Source organism: Vitreoscilla filiformis (genome assembly GCF_002222655.1).
Lineage (GTDB): Bacteria > Pseudomonadota > Gammaproteobacteria > Burkholderiales > Burkholderiaceae_C > Ideonella > Ideonella filiformis.
The window spans coordinates 3076969-3102642 of sequence record NZ_CP022423.1; the positions used below are offsets into that span (position 1 = coordinate 3076969).

Annotated in this window: 17 protein-coding genes and 1 pseudogene; 3 read left to right on the forward strand and 15 right to left on the reverse strand. The window is 64.4% G+C overall.

The genetic code is table 11. The features are described 5' to 3' along the window. Positions 1–4 precede the first annotated feature (4 nt). From purF to leuC, 13 genes and pseudogenes are all read right to left on the reverse strand, one after another. Positions 5–1528 carry an amidophosphoribosyltransferase gene (gene purF / locus VITFI_RS14595; RefSeq protein WP_089417592.1) on the reverse strand — a complete coding sequence of 508 codons (1524 nt, stop codon included), beginning with the start codon at positions 1526–1528 and terminating at the stop codon, positions 5–7. A 63-nt stretch (positions 1529–1591) separates the two neighbouring features. After that, positions 1592–2104, reverse strand: coding sequence for an SPOR domain-containing protein (locus VITFI_RS14600; RefSeq protein ID WP_089417593.1), 513 nt, complete (start codon positions 2102–2104; stop codon positions 1592–1594). Positions 2105–2176: 72 nt separating this feature from the next. Next, on the reverse strand, positions 2177–3496 hold the full coding sequence (gene folC / locus VITFI_RS14605) for a bifunctional tetrahydrofolate synthase/dihydrofolate synthase (RefSeq protein ID WP_089418184.1): 1320 nt from the start codon (positions 3494–3496) through the stop codon (positions 2177–2179). Between the two features lie 76 nt (positions 3497–3572). Beyond that, positions 3573–4448 carry an acetyl-CoA carboxylase, carboxyltransferase subunit beta gene (gene accD / locus VITFI_RS14610; RefSeq protein WP_089417594.1) on the reverse strand — a complete coding sequence of 292 codons (876 nt, stop codon included), beginning with the start codon at positions 4446–4448 and terminating at the stop codon, positions 3573–3575. A 55-nt stretch (positions 4449–4503) separates the two neighbouring features. Then, positions 4504–5316: a tryptophan synthase subunit alpha gene (gene trpA / locus VITFI_RS14615; protein ID WP_089417595.1), complete on the reverse strand. Its 813-nt coding sequence runs from the start codon at positions 5314–5316 to the stop codon at positions 4504–4506. Positions 5317–5411: 95 nt separating this feature from the next. Further along, positions 5412–6599: pseudogene (trpB, locus tag VITFI_RS14620) on the reverse strand (tryptophan synthase subunit beta); the annotation flags it as partial. Positions 6600–6622: 23 nt separating this feature from the next. Further along, positions 6623–7282, reverse strand: a complete 660-nt coding sequence (locus tag VITFI_RS14625) for a phosphoribosylanthranilate isomerase (RefSeq protein WP_198301508.1) — start codon at positions 7280–7282, stop codon at positions 6623–6625. A 50-nt stretch (positions 7283–7332) separates the two neighbouring features. Further along, positions 7333–8154: a tRNA pseudouridine(38-40) synthase TruA gene (gene truA, locus VITFI_RS14630; protein WP_089417597.1), complete on the reverse strand. Its 822-nt coding sequence runs from the start codon at positions 8152–8154 to the stop codon at positions 7333–7335. Beyond that, positions 8141–11581 carry a FimV/HubP family polar landmark protein gene (locus VITFI_RS14635; protein ID WP_089417598.1) on the reverse strand — a complete coding sequence of 1147 codons (3441 nt, stop codon included), beginning with the start codon at positions 11579–11581 and terminating at the stop codon, positions 8141–8143. Before VITFI_RS14635 ends, truA begins: the two co-directional genes overlap by 14 nt. A 79-nt stretch (positions 11582–11660) precedes the next feature. After that, the gene (gene asd / locus VITFI_RS14640) at positions 11661–12788 is read right to left on the reverse strand and encodes an aspartate-semialdehyde dehydrogenase (RefSeq protein WP_089417599.1); all 1128 of its coding nucleotides are present in this window, start codon (positions 12786–12788) and stop codon (positions 11661–11663) included. 101 nt (positions 12789–12889) lie between these two features. Then, complete coding sequence (leuB, locus tag VITFI_RS14645) at positions 12890–13984, reverse strand: 3-isopropylmalate dehydrogenase (protein ID WP_198301509.1); 1095 nt, start codon at positions 13982–13984, stop codon at positions 12890–12892. 44 nt (positions 13985–14028) lie between these two features. Beyond that, a complete protein-coding gene (gene leuD, locus VITFI_RS14650) occupies positions 14029–14679 on the reverse strand; it encodes a 3-isopropylmalate dehydratase small subunit (protein ID WP_089417600.1) in 651 nt (216 codons plus the stop codon). Between the two features lie 20 nt (positions 14680–14699). Then, the gene (leuC, locus tag VITFI_RS14655) at positions 14700–16124 is read right to left on the reverse strand and encodes a 3-isopropylmalate dehydratase large subunit (RefSeq protein WP_089417601.1); all 1425 of its coding nucleotides are present in this window, start codon (positions 16122–16124) and stop codon (positions 14700–14702) included. Positions 16125–16239: 115 nt separating this feature from the next. Here leuC and VITFI_RS14660 point away from each other — a divergent pair, with 115 nt between their 5' ends. Both VITFI_RS14660 and VITFI_RS14665 read left to right on the forward strand, forming a co-directional pair. After that, complete coding sequence (locus tag VITFI_RS14660) at positions 16240–18231, forward strand: reprolysin-like metallopeptidase (protein ID WP_089417602.1); 1992 nt, start codon at positions 16240–16242, stop codon at positions 18229–18231. 100 nt (positions 18232–18331) lie between these two features. After that, the gene (locus VITFI_RS14665; RefSeq protein ID WP_089417603.1) at positions 18332–19615 is read left to right on the forward strand and encodes an O-acetylhomoserine aminocarboxypropyltransferase/cysteine synthase family protein; all 1284 of its coding nucleotides are present in this window, start codon (positions 18332–18334) and stop codon (positions 19613–19615) included. Between the two features lie 109 nt (positions 19616–19724). Here the strand turns inward: VITFI_RS14665 and VITFI_RS14670 are convergent, their stop codons facing one another. Next, on the reverse strand, positions 19725–21620 hold the full coding sequence (locus VITFI_RS14670) for a propionate--CoA ligase (protein ID WP_089417604.1): 1896 nt from the start codon (positions 21618–21620) through the stop codon (positions 19725–19727). 445 nt (positions 21621–22065) lie between these two features. Here VITFI_RS14670 and katG point away from each other — a divergent pair, with 445 nt between their 5' ends. Beyond that, positions 22066–24240, forward strand: a complete 2175-nt coding sequence (gene katG / locus VITFI_RS14675) for a catalase/peroxidase HPI (RefSeq protein ID WP_089417605.1) — start codon at positions 22066–22068, stop codon at positions 24238–24240. Here katG and VITFI_RS14680 read toward each other — a convergent pair. Then, complete coding sequence (locus VITFI_RS14680; RefSeq protein ID WP_089417606.1) at positions 24209–25561, reverse strand: cytochrome P450; 1353 nt, start codon at positions 25559–25561, stop codon at positions 24209–24211. The genes katG and VITFI_RS14680 overlap by 32 nt on opposite strands. Between the last annotated feature and the right edge of the window lie 113 nt (positions 25562–25674).

Here is a 25674-nt window from a genome sequence, read left to right on the forward strand (position 1 = left end):
TCGATCAGGCGTTGTGGCCGCCCGCATTGGGCAGAGCCAGGCGCGAGGCGTCGGCGCTTTCCTCGGTCGGCTGGTTGGTGCGTTGTTCACGCATCGCGGCAAAGTCCTCCAAGCTGACATCGCCGGTGATGTAGTGGCCATCAAAACACGACGCTTCAAACCCCGCCAGGGCCGGATTGATTTGAGCGATGACGCGCTTCATGGCGTCCACATCTTGGTAAATCAGCGCATCGGCGCCGATGATGTCGCGGATTTGATCCAGCGTGCGGTTGTGCGCCACCAATTCTTCTTGCGTCGGCATGTCGATGCCGTACACGTTCGGATAACGCACCGGCGGCGCCGCCGAAGCCATGTAAACCTTGTTGGCGCCTGCTTCACGCGCCATCTGCACGATTTCTTTGGAAGTGGTGCCGCGCACGATGGAATCGTCCGCCAGCAGCACGTTGCGGCCCTTGAACTCGGCGCTGATGGCGTTGAGCTTCTGGCGCACGCTCTTTTTGCGCACCGATTGGCCCGGCATGATGAAGGTGCGGCCCACGTAGCGGTTCTTCACGAACCCTTCGCGGTACGGCTTGCCCAGTTTTTGCGCCAGTTGCATGGCAGCCGGGCGGCTGGATTCGGGAATCGGGATCACCACATCGATTTCCGACGGCGGCATGGTGGAAATGACACGCTGCGCCAGCGTCTCACCCATGTGCAAGCGCGCTTGGTAGACCGAAATGCCATCAATGAACGAATCCGGGCGGGCCAGGTAAACGAACTCGAAGACGCAGGGGTTGAGCTGCGGGTTGTCCGCACATTGCTGGCTGTGCAACTGGCCGTTGACGTCGATGAAGATGGCTTCGCCGGGCGCCACATCGCGCACAAAATTGTGGCAGGTGCCTTCCAGTGCGACCGATTCCGAGGCCACCATGTAATCCGCACCCGACGAGGTTTCCACCGTGCCGAAACACAGCGGGCGGATGCCGAACGGGTCGCGGAACGCCAGCAAACCATAGCCGGCAATCAGCGCCACCACGGCATACGATCCCTTGATGCGGCGATGCACACCGGCCACGGCCTTGAACACCTGGTCGGGCGTCAGCGGCAGTTCGCGGCCGACTTTTTCCAGCTCGTGGGCCAGCACGTTGAGCAACACTTCGGTGTCGCTTTCGGTGTTGGTGTGGCGGCGGTCGATGTCGAACAGCTCTTTCTTGAGCGCGTGGGCGTTGGTCAGATTGCCGTTGTGAACCAGCACGATGCCAAACGGCGCATTGACGTAAAACGGCTGCGCTTCTTCCTCGCTGTAAGCGTTACCGGCGGTGGGGTAACGCACTTGGCCCAGGCCCACGTGGCCTGGCAGTGCCCGCATGTTGCGGGTGCGGAACACATCACGCACCATGCCACGCGCTTTGTGCATGAAGCACTTGGTGCCTTGCATGGTGACGATGCCCGCTGCATCCTGACCCCGGTGCTGCAACAGCAGCAAGGCGTCATAAATGAGCTGGTTCACCGGTTGCTTCGAAATCACGCCAACGATGCCGCACATGACGAAAGTCCGTTTCTCAAAAAGGCAATCAACAAAGGGAAGGTGACCGGGGCGGCTATTGCCTCACAGCGCCACCACGCTGCCGCTCCATCCAGCGGCTTTGAGTCGGTGAGCCACTTTGTCGGCCTCGGCTTTGCTGCCGAACGGCCCGACACGCACCCGCACACGGCGGACGCCATTGGCTTCCAGCACCTGGGCATAGGTCTTGATGCCCAGGGTTTCAATTTGCAAACGCACGTTACGGGCCTGTGCATCGTCCGGAAAGGGCCCCAACTGCACCACGTAACGGCCATCTTGGGTGGCACCGCGACCCGTCACGGCCACTTCGGGCACGGGTGCAGGCACTGGGGCCACCAGGTTTTGGGAAGCTGGGCGCGGTTTGCCTTCGAACACCATGGGCAGCACGATCACGCCCAGCACGCACAGCATGGCGGTGCCGATCCAGCGGCGCCGGGCGCGGGTGCGCGCCAGCTCAGACGCGCTGGCCGAATAGGCGGGGGCTGGCCGACGCCAGCGGGCGCGAAGGCGACCGGGCCACGCTCGCAACGTTGACTTCAGATGGGAGAGAGCTTCCATGCGGGGTGACGGGTGCCCAAAATGCACCCGGGACACAGCGAAAGGCCCCGAACATCAGAAGGGCCGGCGTCATCAGGGTTGATGCGGCGCACTCAGTCGGGGTAAACCCTCTTCCAAGACGCCGCCGACTGTGTAGAACGAGCCGAATACAACGATTCTATCAGCCGGGTCTGCCGCCGCCACGGCAGCGGCCAAGGCCTCGGTCGGGCACGCAAAGCTCGCCCACGTGGCCGGCGGTGCCACGCCGCGTGCGGCGGCCATCGGGGCGATCACCTCCACCAGCTCCTGGGCCTTGGCGGCACGCGGCAGGGGCAAATCGGTCAGGTACCACGCATCCACCAGCGGGTTCATGCGTTGCACGATGGCGGCCAAGTCCTTGTCGTGCATGGCGCCGAACACGGCGTGGGTGCGCGGAGCAAACCCCATTTGGTCGAGGTTGAGCGCCAGTGCAGCCACGCTTTGGGCGTTGTGCGCCACGTCCAGCACCAGCGTCGGCTGGCCCGGCACGATCTGGAAACGCCCCGGCAATTCGACCATGGCCAAGCCCTGGCGAATCGCTTGCGCCGTCACCGGCACTGGCTCGCGCAGGGCTTCGAGAGCGGCAATCGCCGCCGAAGCGTTCAGCAACTGGTTGGCGCCACGCAACGCCGGATGGCCCAGCGCATGGAACCGCCGCCCGCGCCCGGCCCAGCTCCACTGCTGGCGGTCGCCCGAATGGTTGAAATCGCGCCCGACAAGCCACAGATCGGCGCCAAGCTGCTCGCCCACCGCCAACACGCTGGCCGGTGGCACCGGGTCGGCGATGATCGCCGGGCGCCCAGCGCGCAAGATGCCCGCCTTTTCCCGGCCAATGCTTTCGCGATCCGGGCCGAGGTAATCGACGTGGTCGATGTCGATGCTGGTGATGACGGCGCAATCGGCATCAAAAATGTTCACCGCGTCCAAGCGCCCACCGAGGCCGACTTCCAAAATCACCAAGTCCAGCTCCGCTTCGGCCAGCGCCCGGGCGATGGCCAGGGTGGTGAATTCGAAATAGGTCAGCGTCGTGTCCCCGCGTGCGGCCTCCACGGCGGCGAAGTGCGGCACCAGAGCTTCGGGCGCGATCTGCTCGCCCAACAAGCGGCAACGCTCGGTGAAATGCACCAGATGCGGCTTGCTGTACAACCCCACACGCCAACCGGCGGCGCGGGCGATGCTGTCCAGCATGGCGCAGGTCGAGCCTTTGCCGTTGGTGCCGGCCACGGCAATCACAGGCACCTGAAAGCGCAGGCCCAAGCGATCCCGCACAGCAGCGACGCGATCCAACGTCATGTCGATGGTTTTGGGATGCAGGCGCTCGCAGTGAGCCAGCCAGTCGGCCAGGGTTTGGGGGGCGGCGAAATCGGTCGTCATGGGCGGCATCATGTCTGAAACACAACGCCCCGGCGGGCCGTGGGCTCACCGGGGCGCTGAAACGAAAACGCAGGCGTCAGGCGACCGCGTCGGCGCTTTGGCGTTGCAACATCGCCAGTTGATGGGCGATGGTTTGGCGCAGTTGGCGACGATCCGTGATCATGTCCACCGCGCCCTTTTGCATCAGGAATTCGGCGCGTTGGAAGCCTTCCGGCAACTTTTCGCGCACGGTGTTTTCGATCACACGCGGGCCGGCAAAACCGATCAGCGCCTTGGGTTCAGCGATGACGATGTCCCCCACAAACGCGAAGCTGGCGGACACGCCACCCATCGTCGGATCGGTCAACACGCTGATATAAGGCAGTTTGGCTTTGGCCAAGCGGGTGAGCGCCGCATTGGTTTTGGCCATTTGCATCAGGCTGAACAACCCTTCTTGCATCCGTGCGCCGCCCGTGGCGGTGAAGCTGATGAAGGGCACTTTTTGTTCGATGGCGGTTTCCACGCCACGCACAAAACGCTCACCCACCACCGAGCCCATCGAGCCACCCAGGAAGTCGAACTCGAAGCAGGCGGCCACCACGGGCACGCTCATCACGGCACCACCGATCACCACCAGGGCGTCGGTTTCGCCGGTGTCTTCCAGCGCGGCTTTGAGACGTTCGGGGTACTTTTTGCTGTCCTTGAACTTCAGCGGATCGATGGGCAGCACCTCTTGGCCGATTTCGTAGCGGCCTTCGGCGTCCAAAAAGCCGTTCAGACGCTCACGCGCCCCGATGCGGTGATGGTGGCTGCACTTCGGGCAGACGTTGAGGTTTTGCTGCAAATCGGTCTTGTAGAGCACGGATTCGCAGGCCGGGCACTTGATCCACAAGCCCTCGGGCACCGAGCGGCGCTCGCTCGTGTCGGTCTTTTGCTGAATCTTGGGGGGCAGCAGTTTTTCAAGCCAGCTCATGGATCACTCCTTGTTGCCAATGTGGCGATGGCTGGCCACCGCCAGCCCGGTTGCATCACAGCGCGTCGAGCGCGCTGCGAATCTCACTCAAAAAGCCTTGCGCGGCGGCGGCCACGCCTTCGCGGGGTTGGGCTTCCAAAATCTGGATCAGGCGCGAGCCAATCACCACGCCATCGGACACCCGGCCCACCGCTTGCGCCGACGCCGCATCCCGAATGCCGAAGCCTACGCCCACCGGCACCTTCACATGTTGACGAATGCGGGGCACCGCTTGCGCGACCGCGTCGGTGTCCAGATGGCCCGCGCCCGTCACACCCTTGAGGGAAACGTAGTAAACGTACCCCGTTGCGATTGCCCCCACTTGCTGCATCCGCTTTTCCGTCGAGGTCGGCGCCAGCAAGAAGATGAGGTCGAGGCCGTGGGCCTTGAGTTTGGCCGAAAACTCGGCGCACTCCTCAGGCGGGTAATCGACGATCAGCACGCCATCCACGCCGGCTTCGGCGGCATTTTTCACGAAAGCGTCGGGGCCGTGCTTCTGGTCGTAGCGCTCAACCGGGTTGGCGTAGCCCATCAGCACCACGGGCGTGGTGGTGTTGGTTTGGCGGAACGCACGCACGTAGTCCAGCACCGGCACCATGCCAATGTGGTGGGCCAAGGCACGCTCAGCGGCTTTCTGAATCACCGGGCCATCGGCCATCGGATCGGAGAAGGGCACGCCCAACTCGATCACATCCGCGCCGCCAGCGGCCAGGGCGTGCAGCACGTCCACCGTGGCGTCCGGGTACGGGTCACCGGCGCAGACGTAGGGAATCAGCGCCTTGCGGCCCGCTGCGTTCAGTGCGGCAAATGTGGCTGCGATGCGGCTCATAACGCGCCCCCTTCTTTCTTGGCAATGGCGATCATGGCCTCGCTCGACCCCTTGACGCTCTGGCCTCGGCACGAGGGGCGGCAGAAGAAGTCGGCGCCGGAGAGGTCGGCCACGGTGCCGATGTCCTTGTCGCCGCGACCGCTCAGGTTCACCAGCAAGTGTTGATCGGGGCGCATGGTGGCGGCCAGTTTCATGGCGTGGGCCACCGCGTGACTGGACTCCAGCGCCGGGATGATGCCCTCGGTGCGGCACAGGCGATGGAAGGCGGCCAGCGCCTCCTCATCGGTGATGCCGACGTATTCGGCGCGGCCAATGTCATGCAAATAAGCGTGCTCGGGGCCGACGCCGGGGTAATCCAACCCCGCCGACACCGAGTGCGTTTCGATGATCTGGCCGTTTTCGTCCTGCAACAAATAGGTGCGATTGCCGTGCAGCACGCCGGGCGAACCGGCAGAAATGCTGGCCGCATGCTTGCCCGAATTCAGGCCTAGGCCAGCGGCTTCCACGCCGATCAGGCGCACACCTTCGTGCGGGATGTAGGGGTAGAAGATGCCCATCGCATTCGAGCCCCCGCCCACAGCGGCGATCACTGCGTCGGGTTGGCGGCCAATCATTTCGGGCATCTGCACCAGGCATTCATCCCCGATGACGCGCTGGAAGTCCCGCACCATCGCCGGGTAAGGCGCGGGGCCGGCCACGGTGCCGATGATGTAGAAGGTGTTTTCGACGTTCGTCACCCAGTCACGCAGGGCTTCGTTCAGGGCGTCTTTCAGCGTCTTGCTGCCCGACTCCACCGGCACCACTTTGGCGCCCAGCAGGTGCATGCGGTAGACGTTGGGGCTCTGGCGCTTGACGTCTTCCGAACCCATGTACACCACGCACTCCAGGCCGTAGCGGGCGCAGATGGTGGCCGTGGCTACGCCGTGCTGGCCGGCGCCGGTTTCCGCGATGACACGCGGCTTGCCCATGCGCTTGGCCAGCAGCGCTTGGCCAATGGTGTTGTTCACCTTGTGGGCGCCGGTGTGGTTCAGGTCTTCGCGCTTCAAGAAAATTTGCGCGCCGCCAATCTCCCGCGAGAGCCGATCCGCGTGATACACCGGGCTGGGTCGGCCAACGAAGTGCGCCAGTTCGCGTCGGAATTCGGCGATGAATTCCGGGTCGTTGCGGTAGTGGGCGTAAGCGGCTTTCAGCTCGTCCAGCGCGTGGACGAGGGTTTCGGACACAAAACTGCCGCCATACGGGCCGAAGTGGCCCGAAGCATCGGGCTGTTGGTAGTCAAACACAGAAGAATCCTTTGAACCTGCATTCAGGTGAGCGAATCGGCGATGCGGGCATCAGCCTCGCGCACCGCCTCGCAAAATCGGCGCATCAGCGCAGCATCCTTGATGCCCTTGGCCGATTCAACGCCGGAGCTGACGTCCACGGCCCAAGGCCGCAGCGCCATCACCCCATCGATCACGTTTGCAGGATTCAACCCACCAGACAAAACGACCGGACAGGGCACGTTTGCAGGAATGAGTGACCAATCGAACACCTTTCCACCGCCGCCATAACCTTCCACATGCGCATCGAGCAGGAGGCCGGTGGCATCGGGGTGGCGGGCGGCGAAGTCTAGCAAATCGAAGCCGGGCGCCATGCGAGCGGCGCGCAAGTACGGGCGGCCAGAAACGCGGCAAGCTTCGGGCGTTTCGTCGCCGTGGAATTGCAGCAGGGCGTTGGGCACAGCGTCCAGCGTGGCGGCCAGCAACTCGGGGCTGGCGTTCACCAGCAAACACACCGGCATGACGAAAGGCGGCAAGCGGCGCACCAATTCGGCCGCACGCTGCGGGGTGACATGGCGCGGGCTGCGTTCGTACAGCACGAAACCGATGGCGTCCGCCCCGCAGGCCACCGCCTCGTCCACATCGACTTCGCGTGTGAGGCCACAGATTTTGATGCGGGTGCGGTGGATGTCTGGAACGTTCATGTCTGGCTGTCTTTCGACGGTTTTTTTATGAGAGGTACAAAAAAGAGGAATCAGGGCAGCCAATCGTGCGTTGGGACGTGCGTTGGCAAATCCAGTTCAGCATCGTAGACCGGGCCGAGAAAATACAGGCCATCGGGCATGAAGGTCGGGGCCGCCGCATCGCGGCTGCGGGCAGCCAGCACGTCGCCCATCCAGTGCGGTGCCCGTGCGCCGGTGCCCACCGCCACCAAGCATCCCATGATGTTGCGGACCATGTGGTGTAAAAAAGCGCTGGCTTCGAAGTCGAAGCGCCAGTACGCCCCGCGCCGGGACACCTCCAGGCGCCGCATCTGCTTGATGGGCGACAGGGCCTGGCATTCTGCCGAGCGAAACGAGCTGAAATCGTGTTCACCGATCAAGCGGTCGGCTGCTGCCTGCATCGCCGATCCGTCCAGCGGGCGGAACACCCAACCGCAGCGCCCCGCCTCCAGCGCTGGCCGCACGGGGGATTCGAGCAACACGTAGGCATAACGCCGGGCCCGTGCGCTGTTACGGGCATGAAAGCGCCGAGGTACTTCGCGGCACCACTGCACGGCGATGTCCGGCGGCAAATAGCGGTTGGTGCCGCGCACCCAGGAAAACAACTCGCGCTGCACGGGCGTGTCGAAATGCACGACTTGGTTGAGGCCGTGAACGCCCGTGTCAGTGCGGCCTGCGCACAAAGTGTGGATCGGCTGGGCCGCAAACTGTGCGAGCGCACGCTCCAGGTGATCCTGAACCGTGCGCCCGCTGGGTTGGCTTTGCCAGCCGTGGTAAGCGTGCCCGACGTAACTCACCCCCAAGGCGATGCGGCGCAGCGCCGCATCCCCGGGTCTACCGTCAGGACAACTCATTGAGCATGGCCTGAGCCCGTGCGCGCTGGGCTGCGTTGCCGCCGGCCATGACCTCTTCGAGCAGCGAGCGGGCACCCTCGTCATCGCCAATATCACGGAATTCGGCGGCCAGATCGATCTTCTGTGTCAGCGCTTCATCTCCAGGCGCATCCGCTTCGGCTGCGGCCACGCCTGCCAACACATCCTCGACGTTGGTCGGTGGAATGTCGAAATCCAGCTCCATCATCGTGGGCTCGGCCACGGGGATGGGTTCTGGCGCTGGCACGGGTGCCGGTGCAGCAAACGGCAGTGGATCAGGCGCCGACACGGACACCGGTGCCGGGGTCGGCGCGGTGTTGAACGCCGGCAGGTCGATGCCAGACAGGTCGAACGTCAGCATGTCCATTTCCCCGCCAGCAGCCGGGGCAGGCGCTGGGGCTGGGGCTGGAGTCGGCGCAGGAGGTTCGACCACAGGCGCAGCCATGGCCACGGCAGGGGCGGCTGGCGTGGGGACAGGGGCAGGCGCCGGTGTCGGGCTCAGGCCCAAATCGAGGGACAGGCTGCTGAAATCAAAATCCAACCCACCATCGTCATGCTTGGGCGCAGGCGCTGGCGCCGCCACAGGGGCGGGTGCAGGCGCTGGCGCGGGAGTGCTGCCAAGGGCAGGGAACGACAGCATGTCGTCCATGTTCAGATCGAGCATGCCCGAAGGGCTCGGGGCCGGTGCGGGGGCCGGAACAGGCGCCTGCACAGGCTCTGGCATGGGCATCGGCTCCAGCTCAGGCGCCATTGGAACGGGCGCGGGCACCGGAATGTCCAGCGGAACCGGTGCAGAGGCTCTTGGTGCGGGGGCCGGGGCCTCATCCAGGGTGGTGAACTTGCTGGACGACAGATCGATGTCCAGCTCCAACCCGCTGGACGTGTCATCCAGCGACACCGAATGCGGCGACGGCAATGTCGGCGTCGGATCGTCGTGCAGGCCGTCGGTGGTTGAATCCAGATCGACCACGGCGCCCAAGCCGGACACTTGATACTCCGGATTGGCTGGGTCAAGCGAGCGCCCCAGCTCCAGCGCGTGCTCCCACTCCTCACCCAAACCACCGGTGATCTCGCGCACCTCCTCCATCTGAACGTCGAAGTTGCGCACGTCCTCACGCTTGGCGTACACCTCCAACAGTTTCATGCGGATGGCCAAACGGTGCGGATCGGTGCGTAGGGCTTCCTTGAGAATTTCCTCGGCTTGGAGATCCCGGCCATAGGCCAAGTAAACGTCGGCCTCGGCCACGGGATCCACGTCGCCGATCGCATCCAACTGGCTCAGCGAGTAACTCAACGAACTCGATGCCGGCGCGCTGCTTTCGCGGGTGTCCACGCGCTGCCCACCGCTGGCGCCGAAGAATGAATCGGCTTGCAGCTTGCTTTCAGAGAACGATGTTTCGGTGGCGTTCTCGCGCCGGCGGCGCCACCAGCGCATGGCCCCCCACCCCATGAGCAACGTCACCAAGCCCGCCCCGATGGGCAGGGCGAAATCGGACAACATCGCCAGCCAGTCGTCTTCCGGCTCAGGTGGCCGGGCTACGGGTGCAGGTGGCGCCACGGGAGGCTGGGAGGCGGCCACGTCCGAAGCCGCCGAGGCAGCTTCCATCGGGACCGACGCCGCTTCAGGCAGCGGTTGGATGGCCGCCAGCGGCGGGGCGCTGGCGGCATCTACCTCGGACGCTGCCGCACTGGCCGGCGGCAAAACCGGCGTCACTGGCAACGCTGGCAGGCCCATGGCCGCTGCCGTCGACGCCACCGATGCGCTGGTTTCCGGGCCAGGCGCGCCGGGTTTGGTGAGTTTGCCCAAGTCGGCCACATTGCGGCTCAACTCCAACCGACGCTCTTCGGACGCCCGGCGTTCTGCTTCTTTGGAAGCACGCGCTTCGGGCGAATCCACCCCCGGCTTGACACCGCCACTGGACAGCAGCAGGCGCGAGTTGTCCCCCGTGCCCGACGGCGCCACTTGGTCACGCACAGCCGCTTCGACTTGGCCACTGCCCGCTGGGCGCGTCGTTGGTGCCTCGACCGCCACCGGCACCGTGCTGGCCAGCGATTGGCGGAAGGCGGCAAAGTCGGCGCTGTGGGCCCGCACCACGCGGCGGGCCTCGGTAGGCGACACGCTGCGTGCGGTCTCGGCATCAGGCAGCGTCAAGACAGCACCGGCCCGCAGGCGGTTCATGTTGCCGCCCACAAACGCATCTTGATTGGCGTGGTACAGGCTGACCAGCATCTGATCCAGCGACACCCCTTCGGCCCCCCGGCTTTGGGCGATGCGTGCCAAGGTATCCCCTGGCTTGATGGTGTAGTCCCCACCGCCGCCTGACGGGCTCTCAACCGTGACCGGTGGCTCCACAGGCGAAGTCGGCGCACTCTGACGGGACTGGCGTGGTTTGGAAGGCGTCACACGTGGCACCGAGGGCACCGAAGACACCGACTCGACTTCCACATCGACGGTGATCTCTGGCATGCCAGGCACGCTGGCACCAGTTTGCACCGGAGCGGGCACCTCTGCGGTGACCGCCGATGCAGCTTCGGCAGCACGCCCGGCAGGCGGCGGTTCGACCGGTGCTGGCAGCGGTGTCACCACCGGTTGGGATGACTCAGGGGCCACCACCGGCTGCGGTGCCGGTTCAGGCGCAACCACGGGTTGTGGGGCAGGCTCAGGCGCCACCACCAACTGGGGCGCTTCCTGTGTTTCTACCACCGGGGGGGTGGTCTGCACGGGTGCAGGCGCAGGTGCAACCACAGGCGCCGGGGGCGCCACCGACAGCGCCACAGGCGTCGACGGCTGAACCCGTCTCACGGGCCGAGGGTCAATGAGCAAGGTGTAGGAGCGGCGCAGTTGCCCTCCCCCACCCCACGAAAAATTCAAAATCAGGTCGAGAAACGGCTCGGTGATCGAACGATCCCCCGTGACGCGGATGTAAGACGTCCCATCCTGGCGCCGCACCAGCTTGGCCTGTGCGCCGATCAGCGTGCTGCTGAAGTCCACGCCTGAACTGCGGTACACCTCCACAGGAGCCACCCCGGCTTTGAGCGAGGCCGCCTCGTCAGTGCTGAGGCTGGTGAGACCTCCACGTCGGCCACCAACGGTTCGCCCAGGGCCGACTGAACGGTCAGCTTGCCCAAAGTCAGGGCTGAAGCAACAGGATGACAAACCAGCAGCGCCGCCGCAGCGACGGCAGAAAGCATGTGACGTGCAGCCATGGATGAGGGGTACTTCAAGGCGTCTCCCGAACGCGATAGAACTGAAGCGGCACGGCTGCTGCTCGTCATGGGCGCAGGCTTCTCGTGCAGCACAGCCAGAAATCTGGTGATTGCACCACACCTGCCAAGCGACAGGCGGCCCCATCACTGTAACAAGCGTGATCGCCGCCCACGCACTCGACCGTCTGCGGCGGACGGGCATGCCGTCCGCCAATGCTACCGGGCTCGGAGGGTTTCGTTGCCCGCAGGCAACAGCGCCCCCCAAGCCTGGAAGCGCTGGATCACTTGTCCAGCAGGATCCGCAGCATGCGACGCAGCGGCTCGGCGGCACCCCACAGCAGTTGATCGCCGATGGTGAACGCGCCCACGTATTCCGGCCCCATGGCCAGCTTGCGGATGCGGCCCACCGGGATGGTCAGCGTGCCAGTGGTGGCCACCGGGGTCAAATCCTGAATGGTGGCTTCGCGGGTGTTGGGCACGACCTTCACCCACTCGTTGTCGGCGGCGATCATGGCCTCGATGTCGGCCACGGGCACGTCCTTCTTCAGCTTGAAGGTCAGGGCTTGCGAGTGGCAGCGCATCGCGCCGATGCGCACGCAGAAACCATCCACCGGAATGGCCGCCGAGCCGAAGCCCTCGCCCAGACCCAGGATTTTGTTGGTTTCGGCCATGCCCTTCCACTCTTCGCGGCTCTGGCCGTTGCCCAGATCCTTGTCGATCCAAGGGATGAGCGACCCCCCCAGCGGCACGCCGAAGTTGGCGGTCTCAACGGCGGTCAGGCTGCGCTGCTTGCCGATGATCTTGCGGTCGATTTCCAGGATGGCACTCTTCGGATCCGCCAGCAGATCCTTCACTTCGGCGTTCAGGGTGCCGAACTGGGTCAGCAGTTCGCGCATGTGCTGGGCGCCGCCGCCAGAAGCGGCTTGGTAGGTTTGCGTGCTCATCCACTCGACCAGACCGGCCTTGTAGAGCGCACCCACACCCATCAACATGCAGGAGACGGTGCAGTTGCCGCCGATCCAGTCCTTGCCGCCCTTGGCCAGCGCGTCCTTGATGACGGGCATGTTCACCGGATCGAGCACGATCACGGCGTCATTCTTCATGCGCAGCGAGGAAGCGGCGTCGATCCAGTGGCCGTTCCAGCCTGCGGCGCGCAGCTTGGGGTACACCTCGTTGGTGTAGTCACCGCCTTGGGCGGTGAGGATGATGTCGCAGCGCTTCAGGGCGTCGATGTTGAACGCATCTTGCAGCGTGGTTTCGTTCTTCGCCATGCTGGGGGCAGCGCCGCCGGCGTTGGAGGTGGAGAAGAACAGGGGTTCAAAGTGCGCGAAGTCGCCTTCCGCCTGCATCCGATCCATCAGAACGGAGCCGACCATGCCGCGCCAGCCAACCAGACCTACGAGTGCCATTTCCAGATTTCCTATTGTGTGAAGCGTGTTCCCAGACCCCTGACTTGCCCCGGCTCGCTTCGCCGGGGTCCAGGTGTGGGGCGAGACGAAACCGAGCTGGGTCAGCTCTTAATGGTTTTACCGGTGATGGCCGCAACCACGGCATCACCCATCTCGCGCGTGCTCACCTTCTGGGTGCCCTCGCTCCAGATGTCGGCGGTGCGGTAGCCCGCCGCCAGCACAGCGCGCACAGCCGACTCGATTCGGTCGGCGGCTTCAGGCTGTTGGAGTGAGAAACGGAGCATCATGGCAGCAGACAGGATTGTAGCCAGCGGGTTTGCAATGCCCTTACCGGCGATGTCCGGCGCGCTGCCGTGGCTGGGTTCGTACAGGCCCTGGCCCTTGGCGTTCAAGCTGGCCGAAGGCAGCATGCCGATGGAGCCCGTCAGCATCGCCGCTTCGTCGCTCAGGATGTCGCCGAACATGTTGCCGGTGAACAGCACGTCGAACTTCTTGGGCGCCTTCACCAGTTGCATGGCGGCGTTGTCCACGTACATGTGCTCCAGCTCGACGTCCGGGTATTCCTTGTGGACTTCGGTCACCACATCTTTCCAGAACTGGAAGGTTTCCAGCACGTTGGCCTTGTCCACCGACGTGACCTTCTTGTTGCGCTTGCGTGCCGCCTGGAAAGCCACATGGGCGATGCGCTCGATTTCCGGCTTGGAATAACGCATCGTGTCGAAGGCTTCCTCGGCACCGGGGAAGTGGCCATCGGTGGCGATGCGGCGGCCACGCGGCTGGCCGAAGTAGATGTCGCCGGTCAGCTCACGGATGATGAGGATGTCGAGGCCGGCCACCAGCTCGGGCTTCAAGCTCGAAGCGTGGGTGAGTTGCTCGTAGCACAGCGCCGGGCGGAAGTTGGCGAACAGGCCCAGCGCTTTGCGCAGGCCCAGGATGGCTTGCTCAGGACGCAGCGGGCGATCCAGCTTGTCATATTTCCAATCGCCCACGGCGCCGAACAGGATGGCGTCAGATTCCTGCGCCAGTTTCAGCGTCGATTCGGGCAGCGGGTGGCCGTGAGCCTCGTAGGCGGCACCGCCCACCAAGGCGGTTTCCATCTCCAGCGGCAGCTCCAGCAGGTTCAGCACGCGCACGGCCTCGGCCACGATCTCGGTACCGATGCCATCACCCGGCATCACGGCAATCTTCATGCTCATGGGGTTCTCGTTTCTTTGAATGTTGAACAGAGGGCGCGTGCGCTTCAGCCGGCCATCGTGTGGTTCAGCCACGGCATCTTGGCCAGGCGCTCGGCTTCGTAGGTCTTGATCTTGTCGGCGTGGCGCAGGGTCAGGCCGATGTCGTCAAAGCCGTTCACCAGGCAGTATTTTCGGAACGGTTGCACGTCGAACGGCAGCTCGGTGCCGTCTGGCTTGACGATGACCTGGCGCGGCAGGTCGATGGTGAGCGCGTAGCCGGGGAAGCCGAACACTTCGTCGAACAGCTTGGCCACTTGGCTTTCCGGCAGCACGATGGGCAGCACGCCGTTCTTGAAGCAGTTGTTGAAGAAGATGTCCGCAAAACTCGGCGCGATGATGGCGCGAAAACCGTACTGCTCCAGCGCCCACGGAGCGTGCTCGCGGCTAGAGCCGCAGCCGAAGTTGTTGCGGGCGATCAGCACCGACGCACCTTGGTAGCGCGGCTGGTTCAGCACGAAATCCGGGTTCGGCTTGCGGCTGGCCGGGTCTTGGCCGGGCTCGCCCTGGTCGAGGTAACGCCACTCGTCAAACAGGTTCGGGCCGAAGCCGGTGCGCTTGATCGACTTGAGGAATTGCTTGGGGATGATCGCGTCCGTGTCGACGTTGTCGCGATCCATCGGGGCCACCAGGCCCTTGTGCAGGGTGAATGCTTGCATGGCTTGTGATCCGGTGAAGTTCAGGAAACGCGGCGCACGTCCACGAAATGGCCGGCCATCGCGGCGGCGGCGGCCATCGCGGGGCTGACCAAGTGGGTGCGCCCGCCGTTGCCTTGGCGACCTTCGAAGTTGCGGTTGCTGGTGGAGGCGCAGCGCTCGCCCGGCTCCAGGCGGTCGGCGTTCATGGCCAGGCACATCGAGCAGCCCGGTTCGCGCCATTCAAAGCCGGCGGCTTTGAAGACCTTGTCCAGCCCTTCGGCTTCGGCCTGCGCCTTCACCAGACCGGAACCCGGCACCGCCAGCGCCAGCCGCACGTTGCTGGCAATGCGCCCGCCCACGCGCTGGATCACCGCCGCCGCTTCGCGCATGTCTTCAATGCGGCTGTTGGTGCAGGAGCCGATGAACACCTTGTCGATGCGGATGTCGGCAATCGCCTTGTTCGGCTCCAAGCCCATGTAGGTCAGCGCACGCTCCATGGCGCCGCGCTTGACGGCGTCCTTTTCCTTGTCGGGATCGGGCACGCGATCTTCGATGGACAGCACCATCTCGGGGCTGGTGCCCCAGGTGACTTGCGGGCGGATTTGCGCCGCGTCCAGCTCCACCACCTTGTCGAAGTGCGCGCCTTCGTCGGTGTGCAGGGTGCGCCAGTAGGCCACGGCCTGCTCCCATTCGACACCTTGCGGGGCGAAGGGGCGGCCCTTCACGTAGGCCAGGGTTTTCTCGTCCACGGCGACGAGGCCAGCGCGGGCGCCGCCTTCAATCGCCATGTTGCACACCGTCATGCGGCCTTCCATGCTCAGGGCGCGAATGGCCGAGCCGCCGAACTCGATGGTGTAGCCGGTGCCGCCGGCGGTGCCGATTTTGCCGATGATGGCCAGCACGATGTCCTTGGCGGTCACGCCTTTGGCGCATTCACCGTCCACGCGCACCAGCATGTTCTTGGCCTTCTTGGCCAGCAGGGTTTGCGTGGCCAGCACGTGCTCGACTTCCGAGGTACCGATGCCGTGTGCCAGCGCACCAAACGCGCCGTGGGTGGAGGTGTGGCTGTCGCCGCACACCACGGTCATGCCCGGCAGGGTGGCGCCGTTTTCCGGCCCCATCACATGCACGATGCCTTGGCGTTGGCTCATGAACGGGAAGTAGGCCGCAGCACCAAACGCTTTGATGTTGGCGTCCAGCGTGACGATCTGCTCTTTGGAAATCGGATCCTTGATGCCGTCGTAACCCAGCTCCCAGCCGTTGGTGGGGGTGTTGTGATCGGCAGTGGCCACCACCGAGCTGACGCGCCAGAGCTTGCGCCCGGCCACGCGCAGCCCTTCGAACGCCTGCGGGCTGGTGACTTCGTGTACCAGATGGCGGTCGATGTAGAGCACGGCGGTGCCGTCTTCCTCGGTGTGGACGACGTGGTCGTCCCACAGTTTGTCGTAGAGGGTGCGTGCGGTCATGGCAAAGTCTCTGAGCGGGTTCGGCGAAAAAAGAAAAGCTTGTCATTGTCGGAGATGGCTCGCCGTTTTCCCCGCATTCACCTACCCTTGTTTCGTTTTTTAGAGAGGGATTTCCATGCGTACACACGTTTTAACCCTGAACACGGTGGCCAACGCCGCACTGCTGAGCTTGGCTTGCTTGGCCGCCGCACCGGCTCATGCGATCCAACCTTGGGTCGAAGTGGCCGAGGCAGCAGCGGATGCACCAGACCGCCAAATCCGCCCCACACAGGCCCGCTTGATTGACTTGGACGTCCACGCGGTTCAAAGCTTGGTGGCCACGTTGCCATCGGAAACACAGGCCGCTGCACGTCAAGCCCTGCCGACCCTGACCTTGCCGATGCCCAACGGTGAACTGATCACCTTCCAGTTGCACGCCACTGAAGTGATGGCCCCGGCGCTGGCGGCACGTTATCCCCAGATCCGCACCTTTGCCGGCACCGTCAGTGGCCGCCCGGACGTCCGCGCCCGCTTCGACCTCAGCCCGCGTGGCCTGCGCGCCCAGGTGTTCACACCGCAAGGTGAGGTTTACATCGATCCGCTGAGCCGCAGCCGGGCCGATCGCCACCAGATCTACTACACCCGCCACCTGACCCGCTCGGTGAAGCGCCCCGGCGATCGCTTCTTACCGACGCCGCATGCCGAGTCCCACCGCCCCAGCGTGGCAGAAGCGGCACCAGCGGCAACGCGCATCGGTACCGACCTCTACACCTACCGCATTGCCTTTGCCACCACGGGCGAGTACGCCAAGTACCACGACCCTGCGGCCAGCTCCACCAACAAAGCCCTGGTGTTGGCCGAAATCGTCAACGTCACCAACCGGGTCACGGGGGTGTACGAACGGGATCTGGGCATCCGACTGCAACTGGTGGATAAAACCGATGCCCTGATCTACACCAGCGCCAGCACCGATCCCTATGCCAACGACGATGGCGAGACGATGTTGGGCCAAAACATCTCGACGCTGAAAAAGGTGCTCGGTATCGCCAATTTCGACATCGGCCATGTGCTCAGCACGGGCGGTGGCGGTGTGGCCTACGAGGGTGTCTGCGACGATGACTACAAAGCGGGCGGCGTCACGGGCTCCGAAGACCCCATCACCGACGCTTTTTACATTGATTACGTCGCCCACGAAATCGGCCACCAGTTCGGGGCAGACCACACGTTCAACAGCGTCCTCGGTTCCTGCAACGGTAACCGCGCCTCAGACCAAGCTTACGAACCCGGCAGTGGCACCACCATCATGGCCTACGCTGGCATCTGCGGCAAAGATGACATCGCAACGCACAGCGATGCCAACTTTCATGCCATCAGCGTGAGCCGCATCGTGCAGTACACCCGCACGGGCGTCGGGGCCACCTGTGGCCAGGTCACAGCGTCGGGCAACACACCGCCGCAAGCCGTTGCGCCAGCGGGTGGGTTCACCATCCCCATCGACACCCCGTTTGAACTCACCGGCAAGGGCTCCGACGCCAACAGAGACCGCTTGACCTACCAGTGGGAACAGATGAATCTTGGCTCAGGGGGCTCGCCTAGCGCATACCTGCCCAGCGCCCCCCTGTTCCGCTCGTATCCGCCCTCGACATCCTCGACGCGCGTTTTTCCTCGCTTGACCGACCTGCTGGCCAACCGCGCCACCCTGGGCGAAAAACTGCCCAAGGTCAGCCGGACACTGAATTTCCGGCTCACGGTGCGGGACAACCGCGTCGCCCCCTCCTCGGGCGGCTTGGCCACAGCCGATTTGCGCTTCAACGTCAGCGCCGCCGCAGGGCCGTTCCGGGTCACGGCCCCCAACGCCACCGGCTCGTACACCGGCGGCGCACCGCTGAGCGTGACATGGAACCCCGCCAACACGCAAAACGCCCCGGTGTCTTGTGCTCAGGTGGACATCTCCCTCTCCACCAATGGGGGGCAAAACTTCAGCCAAACCTTGGCCAAAGCGGTGCCCAACACCGGCAGCGCCACCGTGACGCTGCCAACCACCCCCACCACCCTGGGCCGCATCAAGATCAAGTGCAGCAACAACGTGTTCTTTGATGTGTCAGACAAGAACTTCACCATCCTGTAAAACGCGCAGCGCCTGAGCTACTGAGGTTTGATTCAGTGAGTCGGAGGGTGGGCGCAGGTATAAATCAGCCCCACCCTCAACATCCACAGGAGACTCGCTCATGACCTCACCGACTTGGCGCTTCGAAACCGTGTCCGTCCACGGCGGCTACACCCCCGACCCGACCACCCACGCCGTGGCCGTGCCGATCTACCAAACCGTGGCGTACTCCTTCGACAGCGCCCAGCACGGCGCCGATCTGTTTGACCTGAAGGTGGCCGGCAACATCTACAGCCGCATCATGAACCCGACCTGCGACGTGCTGGAAAAGCGCGTCGCGGCCCTGGAAGGCGGCATCGGCGCGTTGGCGCTGGCTTCGGGTCAAGCGGCGGTGACGTACGCGATTCAAACCATCACCGAAGCCGGCGACAACATCGTCGCCAGCAGTGCGCTCTACGGCGGCACCTACAACCTGTTGGCACACACGCTGCCGCAGTTTGGCGTCACCACCCGCTTCGCCGACTACCGCGATCCGGCCAGCTTCGAAGCCCTGATCGACGAGAAGACCAAGGCCGTGTTCGTCGAAAGTTTGGGCAACCCCAAGGGCAACATCACCGATTTCGAGACGATTGCCGCCATCGCCCACGCCAAGGGCGTGCCGCTGATCGTGGACAACACCGTGCCTTCACCCTACCTCTGCCGCCCGATCGAGCACGGCGCGGACATCGTGGTGCATTCCCTCACCAAGTACATGGGCGGCCACGGCACGACGCTGGGCGGCATCATCGTGGACTCGGGCAAGTTCCCTTGGGCGGAGCACAAGGAGCGCTTCCCGCGCCTGAACACGCCGGACGTGAGTTACCACGGCGTGGTCTACACCGAAGCGCTGGGCGCCGCCGCCTACATCGGCCGAGCGCGTGTGGTGCCGCTGCGCAACATGGGCGCGGCGCTGCCGGCCTTCAGCGCGTTCCAAATTCTGCAAGGCATCGAGACGCTGGCGCTGCGCATGGATCGCATCAGCGAAAACGCCCTGGCCGTGGCCAAGTTCCTGCAAACCCACCCGAACGTGGAATGGGTGAACTACGCTGGTCTGCCGGATCACCCGGAGCACGCGCTGGTGCAAAAGTACCTCTCGGGCAAGGGTTCCGGCCTGCTGACGTTTGGTGTCAAGGGTGGCCGCGCTGGCGGCGAGCGTTTCCTCGACAAGCTGGGCCTCTTTACCCGCCTGGTGAACATCGGCGACGCCAAGAGCCTGGCCACGCACCCGGCTTCCACCACGCACCGCCAGCTCTCACCGGAAGAACTGGTGAAGGCAGGCGTGAGCGAGGAAACCGTGCGCCTGTCCGTCGGCATTGAGCACATCGACGATTTGCTCGCCGATCTGGATCAAGCGCTGGCCACCTGACGCCTCCACCCGCATGTGCGAAAAAAAACCGCCTGACTTGTGAAAATCAGGCGGCATGAGAAGTCACCCGGTCAACGGAACCGGGTGGCTGGGTTGACTTGGCGGTCGCTCAGCGAGCGGCCAAATCCTTCACTTGTTGCAGAGCGGCGGGGTCTTCCATGGTGGTCAGATCGCCCGGATCGCGGCCTTCGCACACGGCCTGAATGGCGCGGCGCAGCAGCTTGCCCGACCGGGTCTTGGGCAGCACGGTGACGAACTTGACGGAAGCCGGACGAGCCACAGCACCCAATTGGGCGTCCACCACCTTCATGATCTCGGCTTCCAGCGCCTTGGCCAGCTCGGGCGTAGCGGCTTTGCTCACGTCCTTCAGCACAGCGAACGCCACAGCGACTTGGCCCTTCAACTGATCGGCCACGCCCACCACGGCCACTTCGGCCACGTTCGAGTGGCTGGAGATGCTTTCCTCGATCTCGCGGGTGCCCAGACGGTGACCAGCGACGTTGATCACGTCATCGGTGCGGCCCAGGATGAAGAAGTAACCGTCTTCGTCCTTCACGCCCCAGTCGAAGGTGGAGTACATCACCTTGTTGTGGATGCTCGACCAGTAGGTCTTCACATAACGCTGATCGTCGCCCCACACGGTTTGCAGGCAGCCCGGAGGCAGCGGGCCTTCAACGGCGATCACGCCCTTCTTGCCCGGTTCGGTGATCTCTTCGGCGGTGGTTTCGTCGATGAGCTTCACGTCGTAGCCGTACACGGCCTTGCCCGGCGAGCCGAACTTGCTCGGGGCCGGCTCCACGCCGTTGCAGATCGCCAGGATCGGCCAGCCGGTTTCGGTTTGCCAGTAGTTATCGACGATGGGCTTGCCCAGCGCTTCGGCGATCCACTTGGCGGTCGGCTCGTCCAGCGGCTCACCGGCCAAGAACAGGCCGCGCAGGGAAGACAGGTCGTACTTGGTGAGGTACTCGGGGTCTTGCTTCTTGAGCACGCGCACGGCCGTCGGGGCCGAGAACATCACGGTGACCTTGTACTTCTCGACCAGGCTCCACCACACGCCGGCGTCCGGACGGGTCGGCAGGCCTTCGTACATGATGGTGGCCATGCCGTTGATCAGCGGGCCGTAGATGATGTAGCTGTGGCCCACCACCCAGCCGATGTCCGAGGTGGAGAAGTAAGTCTCACCCGGGTTGCCCATGTAGATGTGCTTCATGGACGCGGCCAGAGCCACGGCGTAGCCGGCGGTGTCGCGCTGCACGCCCTTGGGCTTGCCGGTGGTGCCCGAGGTGTAGAGGATGTAACTCGGGTGGGTGGCATCGACCCACTCGCACGGCACCACGGTGTTCAGCTCTTGCTCGCGCAGGGTGGCGTAATCCACATCGCGGCCTTCGGTCTTGGCGTACTCGGCCAGGCCGCGATTCACCATCAACACGTTGCTCGGCTTGTGGGTGGCCAGGCTGATGGCCTCGTCCAGCAGGTGCTTGTAGGGCACGGACTTGCCGCCACGCATGCCAGCGTCCGCGCTCACCACGATGGTGGGTTGGGCATCATCAATGCGGCTGGCCAGGGAGTGGCTGGCGAAGCCGCCGAACACCACCGAGTGGATCGCGCCGATGCGCACTGCCGCCAGCATGGCGAAGCAGGCTTCGGGGATCATCGGCATGTAGATCAGGACGCGGTCGCCCTTCTTCACGCCCAGCGATTGGTAAATCGCTGCCATGCGCTGCACTTCGGCTTGCAGCTCGGCGAAGCTGTAGGCTTTTTCGGTGTTCGTTTCGGTGGAAACGAAGATCAGGGCGTTTTGCTCGCCGCGCTCGGCGACGTGGCGATCGACCGCGTTGTAGCAAAGGTTGGTCTGGCCACCCGCAAACCACTTGGCGAACGGCGGGTTGCTGTAATCACAGACTTGTTCGTAGGGCTTGTGCCAGTGCAGCAGTTGGGCTTGCTCGCCCCAGAAAGCATCGCGCTCCTGGACGGAGCGGCGGTGGAAGTCTGCATAGTTCGTCATTGGTTGTCTCCTGGGAAGCGGACACTCAGGTGAATTCATAATTCAAAATCATGTGACTGACGAGCGCCTGTCAGAAACAGCCTATCCCACCTGATATAGATCATCGCTAACCCGAATAGCGCCTCTTTGGGACGCTGGGCGCCTCGCCCGTCCGGGCAGCGGCCCCGCAGCGGGCCGGCTGCGACACCGCGCAACGCCGTCGGCGCACCCCGCACAAGCCTCCGCCGACCGGCGATGGCCGCACCGCCGCCTTTTGCCCGGCATTGCGCCAAGGGAAAACCCGGCGTTGCAGGGAAGGGATGGATTTTGTCTATGGGCACCATGAATTTAATTGACCGCCCACGCTCCCACAAAAATAGGCTGCGCCACTAAAGTCACTCCAGCCGCATTCCCACGCTTCAAGCAATTCACTGGGAACGGTATTTCTGAGCCACAGGAGCTTGACATGCAAAATCACTCTGAAACCGCTGCCGGAAAATGCCCGTTCAACCATGGCGCCATGACCTCGGCGGCCATGGGTCAGCATGCGTGGTGGCCCAAGTCCCTGAACTTGGACATCCTGCACCAGCACGACCACAAAACCAACCCCATGGGCCCCACCTTCAGCTACCGCGAAGCGCTGAAAACACTGGACGTGGCCGCCCTGAAAGCCGACCTCCAAGCCCTCATGACCGAGAGCCAGCCTTGGTGGCCAGCGGATTGGGGCCACTACGGCGGGCTGATGATCCGCATGGCGTGGCATTCGGCGGGCACCTACCGCATCGCCGATGGCCGGGGCGGTGGCGGCACGGGCAGCCAGCGTTTTGCCCCGCTCAACTCTTGGCCGGACAACGGCAACCTCGACAAAGCCCGGCGCCTGCTCTGGCCCATCAAGAAAAAATACGGCAACAAAATCAGTTGGGCCGATTTGATGATTTTGGCCGGCAACATGGCTTATGAATCGATGGGCCTCAAAACCTTCGGGTTTGCGTTTGGCCGGGAGGATATCTGGCACCCGGAAAAAGACATTTATTGGGGTTCGGAAAAAGAATGGCTGGCCCCCAGCGGCGGGGAAGGCAGCCGATATTCTGGCGAACGCAACCTGGAAAACCCGCTGGCCGCCGTGATGATGGGGCTCATTTACGTCAACCCCGAAGGCGTGGACGGCCAGCCCGACCCGCTGAAAACCGCCCAGGACATGCGCACCACCTTCGCCCGCATGGCCATGGACGATGAGGAAACCGTGGCGCTGACCGCTGGCGGTCACACCGTGGGCAAAGCGCACGGCAACGGCAGCGCGGCCAACTTGGGCCCGGCGCCGGAAGGTGCTGAGCTGCACGAGCAGGGCTTGGGCTGGATGAACCACAACAGCCGGGGCGTGGGCCGCGACGCCGTCACCAGTGGCATCGAAGGCGCTTGGACGACGAACCCGACGCAGTGGGACGACGGTTATTTCAAGATGCTGCTGGGTCACGAGTGGCAACTCACCAAGAGCCCGGCGGGGGCTTGGCAATGGGCGCCGGTGGACATTCGAGAAGAAGACAAGCCGGTGGACGTGGAAGACCCAAGCCAGCGCTGCATGCCGCTGATGACGGATGCGGACATGGCGCTGAAGATGGACCCGGCTTACCGCCAGATCGCCGAACGCTTCCACCAAGACCCGGCTTATTTTTCGGACACCTTCGCCCGCGCCTGGTTCAAGCTGACGCACCGCGACATGGGGCCGAAGTCCCGTTACGTCGGCCCGGATGTGCCGGCTGAAGACCTGATCTGGCAAGACCCGATTCCGGCTGGCTCAACAGCGTATGACGTGGCCGCCGTGAAAGCCAAGATCGCCGCCAGCGGTCTGAGTGTGGCCGAACTGGTGTGTACCGCCTGGGACAGCGCCCGCACCTTCCGGGGTTCGGACAAGCGCGGCGGTGCCAACGGCGCACGCATCCGCCTGGCGCCGCAAAACGCCTGGGCGGGCAATGAACCGGCACGGTTGGCCAAGGTGTTGGCGGTGCTGGAGCCGATTGCCGCCGAGTTCGGCGCCAGCGTGGCGGATGTGATCGTGCTGGCGGGCAACGTCGGTGTCGAGCAAGCCGCTCAGGCGGCTGGGGTGACGGTGAACGTGCCCTTCGCGCCGGGCCGGGGTGACGCCACGCCCGAGCAGACGGACGCCGAATCCTTCGCCGTGCTGGAGCCGTTGGCCGATGGGTTCCGCAACTGGCAAAAACAGCCGTACGCGGTGACACCGGAAGAAATGCTGCTGGATCGCGCCCAGCTCATGCGACTCTCGGCGCACGAGATGACGGTGCTGGTGGGCGGGATGCGCGTCCTGGGCACGAACCACGGTGGCAGCGGCCACGGGGTGTTCACGGATCGTGTCGGCGCGCTGACGAATGACTTCTTCGTGAATCTCACCGACATGGGCACCACCTGGCACCCCACCGGTCGCAACAGCTACGAGCTGCGCGACCGCCAAACAGGCGCCGTGAGGTGGACAGCTACGCGGGTGGATTTGGTGTTCGGCTCGAATTCGGTGCTGCGCTCGTATGCCGAGGTCTACGCCCAGGACGACAACCGCGAGAAGTTCGTGCAGGACTTCGTCGCGGCTTGGGTGAAGGTCATGAACGCGGATCGGTTTGACCTGGCGTGAGCCACAGCGGCAGGCGCGTCAGCCCGCGATAAAGCGGGTTGCCCTGCCACTGGGCTTGCGCGTCGGCCAAACGCAGGCCCGGCCAGCGCCGCAACACGGCGGCCAGCACCAACTCCGCCTCCATCATGCTGAGTGAAGCGCCGATGCAGACATGCGCCCCGGTGCCAAACGCCAGCGAGGCCCGGCCCCGGCGCGTGACGTCGAACCGTTCGGGCTGCTCGAAGCGCTCGGCATCCCGGTTGGCGGCGCCAATGAGCACGATCACCGCATCGCCCCGCTTCAGGCGCTGCCCGGCGAATTCGTGCGCCACTGCCACGCGCCGACCGGTGTACTGCACCGGGCATTCGTAACGCAGCACTTCCCGCACCGCCGCGTGAATCAACGCGGGATCCGGCTGGGCTTGCAAGCGCTGCCACTGTTCGGGGTGAGCCAGCAGCGTCTGCACCAGGTTGCCCAGCAGGTAGCGCGTGGTTTCGTGGCCGGCGAACAGCAACATGGTGGTCTGGGCCATCAGCTCGTCGGCATCGGTGATGCGGCCATCGTCCTGGGCTTGCAGCAGCAGGCCGATGAGGCCCTCGCCGTAGCCTTCGCCACGCGCCTGAGCGACGCGACGGTTGGCAAATTCACGCTCCAGGAACGCGGCCATCAGCAACAGCCCGCGCTGGGCGCGCCGAGCGGCGCTGGCCTCGGGCACTGGCTCACCGATGAACACGGCAATTTCGTCCGACCAAGCCATGACACGTGCCTCGTCCCCCGGCGGCAGCCCCAGCACACGGGCGATGACACAGGCAGGGAGCTGACGCGCCAAGTGCTGGATGAAATCCACCGGCTCCTCCGGACGAGCGGCGTGCGCGGCCTCCAGCGCGTCCAACAGTTGTTCGATGCGCTGGGCCAGCCACGGGCGCAGCGCCTCCAGCCCCGAAGGCGTGAAACCGGCGTGCAGCAGGCCACGCAGGCGGGCGTGATCGGCGCCGTCCACAAACAAAAAGGCGCGGGAGATGAGTTGCTGAAACTTCGTCAGCTCCTGGCGGCTGTGGCGGCCCTCACCTTCGCCGGGCTCACCGCCCATCACCCAACCGCCGGTGCGCTGGGCGGAGAAGTGCTGCGTGTCACGCAACACTGACTCGGCCTCTTGCTGACGGCTGATGATCCAAGCGCCGCCGAACAGGGTGTCACTCCAGTGAATCGGCGCGCTGGCGCGCAGCGCGGCGTAGAGCGGGTACGGATCGCGCAAGTCCTCGGCGCTCCAGAGTCGGCCCTCCGGGACACGGGGCGCAGCCGGGTGTTGTGCTGCGAGGAAAGCTTCGGTGATGGCGTTCATGGGCGGGATGTCTTCATAGTGAAAGCGTGGTTCGATGGTGGGGAGCCCCCTCTCCCCCGGCCCCTCTCCCACAAGGGGAGAGGGGAGGAACGCAGCGGTTCACATCGGGTGGT

Bases quoted from the DNA above. Each gene is read 5' to 3' on its own strand.
- purF (WP_089417592.1), bottom strand. From the start codon at position 1,528: ATGTGCGGCATCGTTGGCGTGATTTCGAAGCAACCGGTGAACCAGCTC.
- VITFI_RS14600 (WP_089417593.1), bottom strand. From the start codon at position 2,104: ATGGAAGCTCTCTCCCATCTGAAGTCAACGTTGCGAGCGTGGCCCGGT.
- folC (WP_089418184.1), bottom strand. From the start codon at position 3,496: ATGACGACCGATTTCGCCGCCCCCCAAACCCTGGCCGACTGGCTGGCT.
- accD (WP_089417594.1), bottom strand. From the start codon at position 4,448: ATGAGCTGGCTTGAAAAACTGCTGCCCCCCAAGATTCAGCAAAAGACC.
- trpA (WP_089417595.1), bottom strand. From the start codon at position 5,316: ATGAGCCGCATCGCAGCCACATTTGCCGCACTGAACGCAGCGGGCCGC.
- VITFI_RS14625 (WP_198301508.1), bottom strand. From the start codon at position 7,282: ATGAACGTTCCAGACATCCACCGCACCCGCATCAAAATCTGTGGCCTC.
- truA (WP_089417597.1), bottom strand. From the start codon at position 8,154: ATGAGTTGTCCTGACGGTAGACCCGGGGATGCGGCGCTGCGCCGCATC.
- VITFI_RS14635 (WP_089417598.1), bottom strand. From the start codon at position 11,581: ATGCCCGTCCGCCGCAGACGGTCGAGTGCGTGGGCGGCGATCACGCTT.
- asd (WP_089417599.1), bottom strand. From the start codon at position 12,788: ATGGCACTCGTAGGTCTGGTTGGCTGGCGCGGCATGGTCGGCTCCGTT.
- leuB (WP_198301509.1), bottom strand. From the start codon at position 13,984: ATGAGCATGAAGATTGCCGTGATGCCGGGTGATGGCATCGGTACCGAG.
- leuD (WP_089417600.1), bottom strand. From the start codon at position 14,679: ATGCAAGCATTCACCCTGCACAAGGGCCTGGTGGCCCCGATGGATCGC.
- leuC (WP_089417601.1), bottom strand. From the start codon at position 16,124: ATGACCGCACGCACCCTCTACGACAAACTGTGGGACGACCACGTCGTC.
- VITFI_RS14660 (WP_089417602.1), top strand. From the start codon at position 16,240: ATGCGTACACACGTTTTAACCCTGAACACGGTGGCCAACGCCGCACTG.
- VITFI_RS14665 (WP_089417603.1), top strand. From the start codon at position 18,332: ATGACCTCACCGACTTGGCGCTTCGAAACCGTGTCCGTCCACGGCGGC.
- VITFI_RS14670 (WP_089417604.1), bottom strand. From the start codon at position 21,620: ATGACGAACTATGCAGACTTCCACCGCCGCTCCGTCCAGGAGCGCGAT.
- katG (WP_089417605.1), top strand. From the start codon at position 22,066: ATGCAAAATCACTCTGAAACCGCTGCCGGAAAATGCCCGTTCAACCAT.
- VITFI_RS14680 (WP_089417606.1), bottom strand. From the start codon at position 25,561: ATGAACGCCATCACCGAAGCTTTCCTCGCAGCACAACACCCGGCTGCG.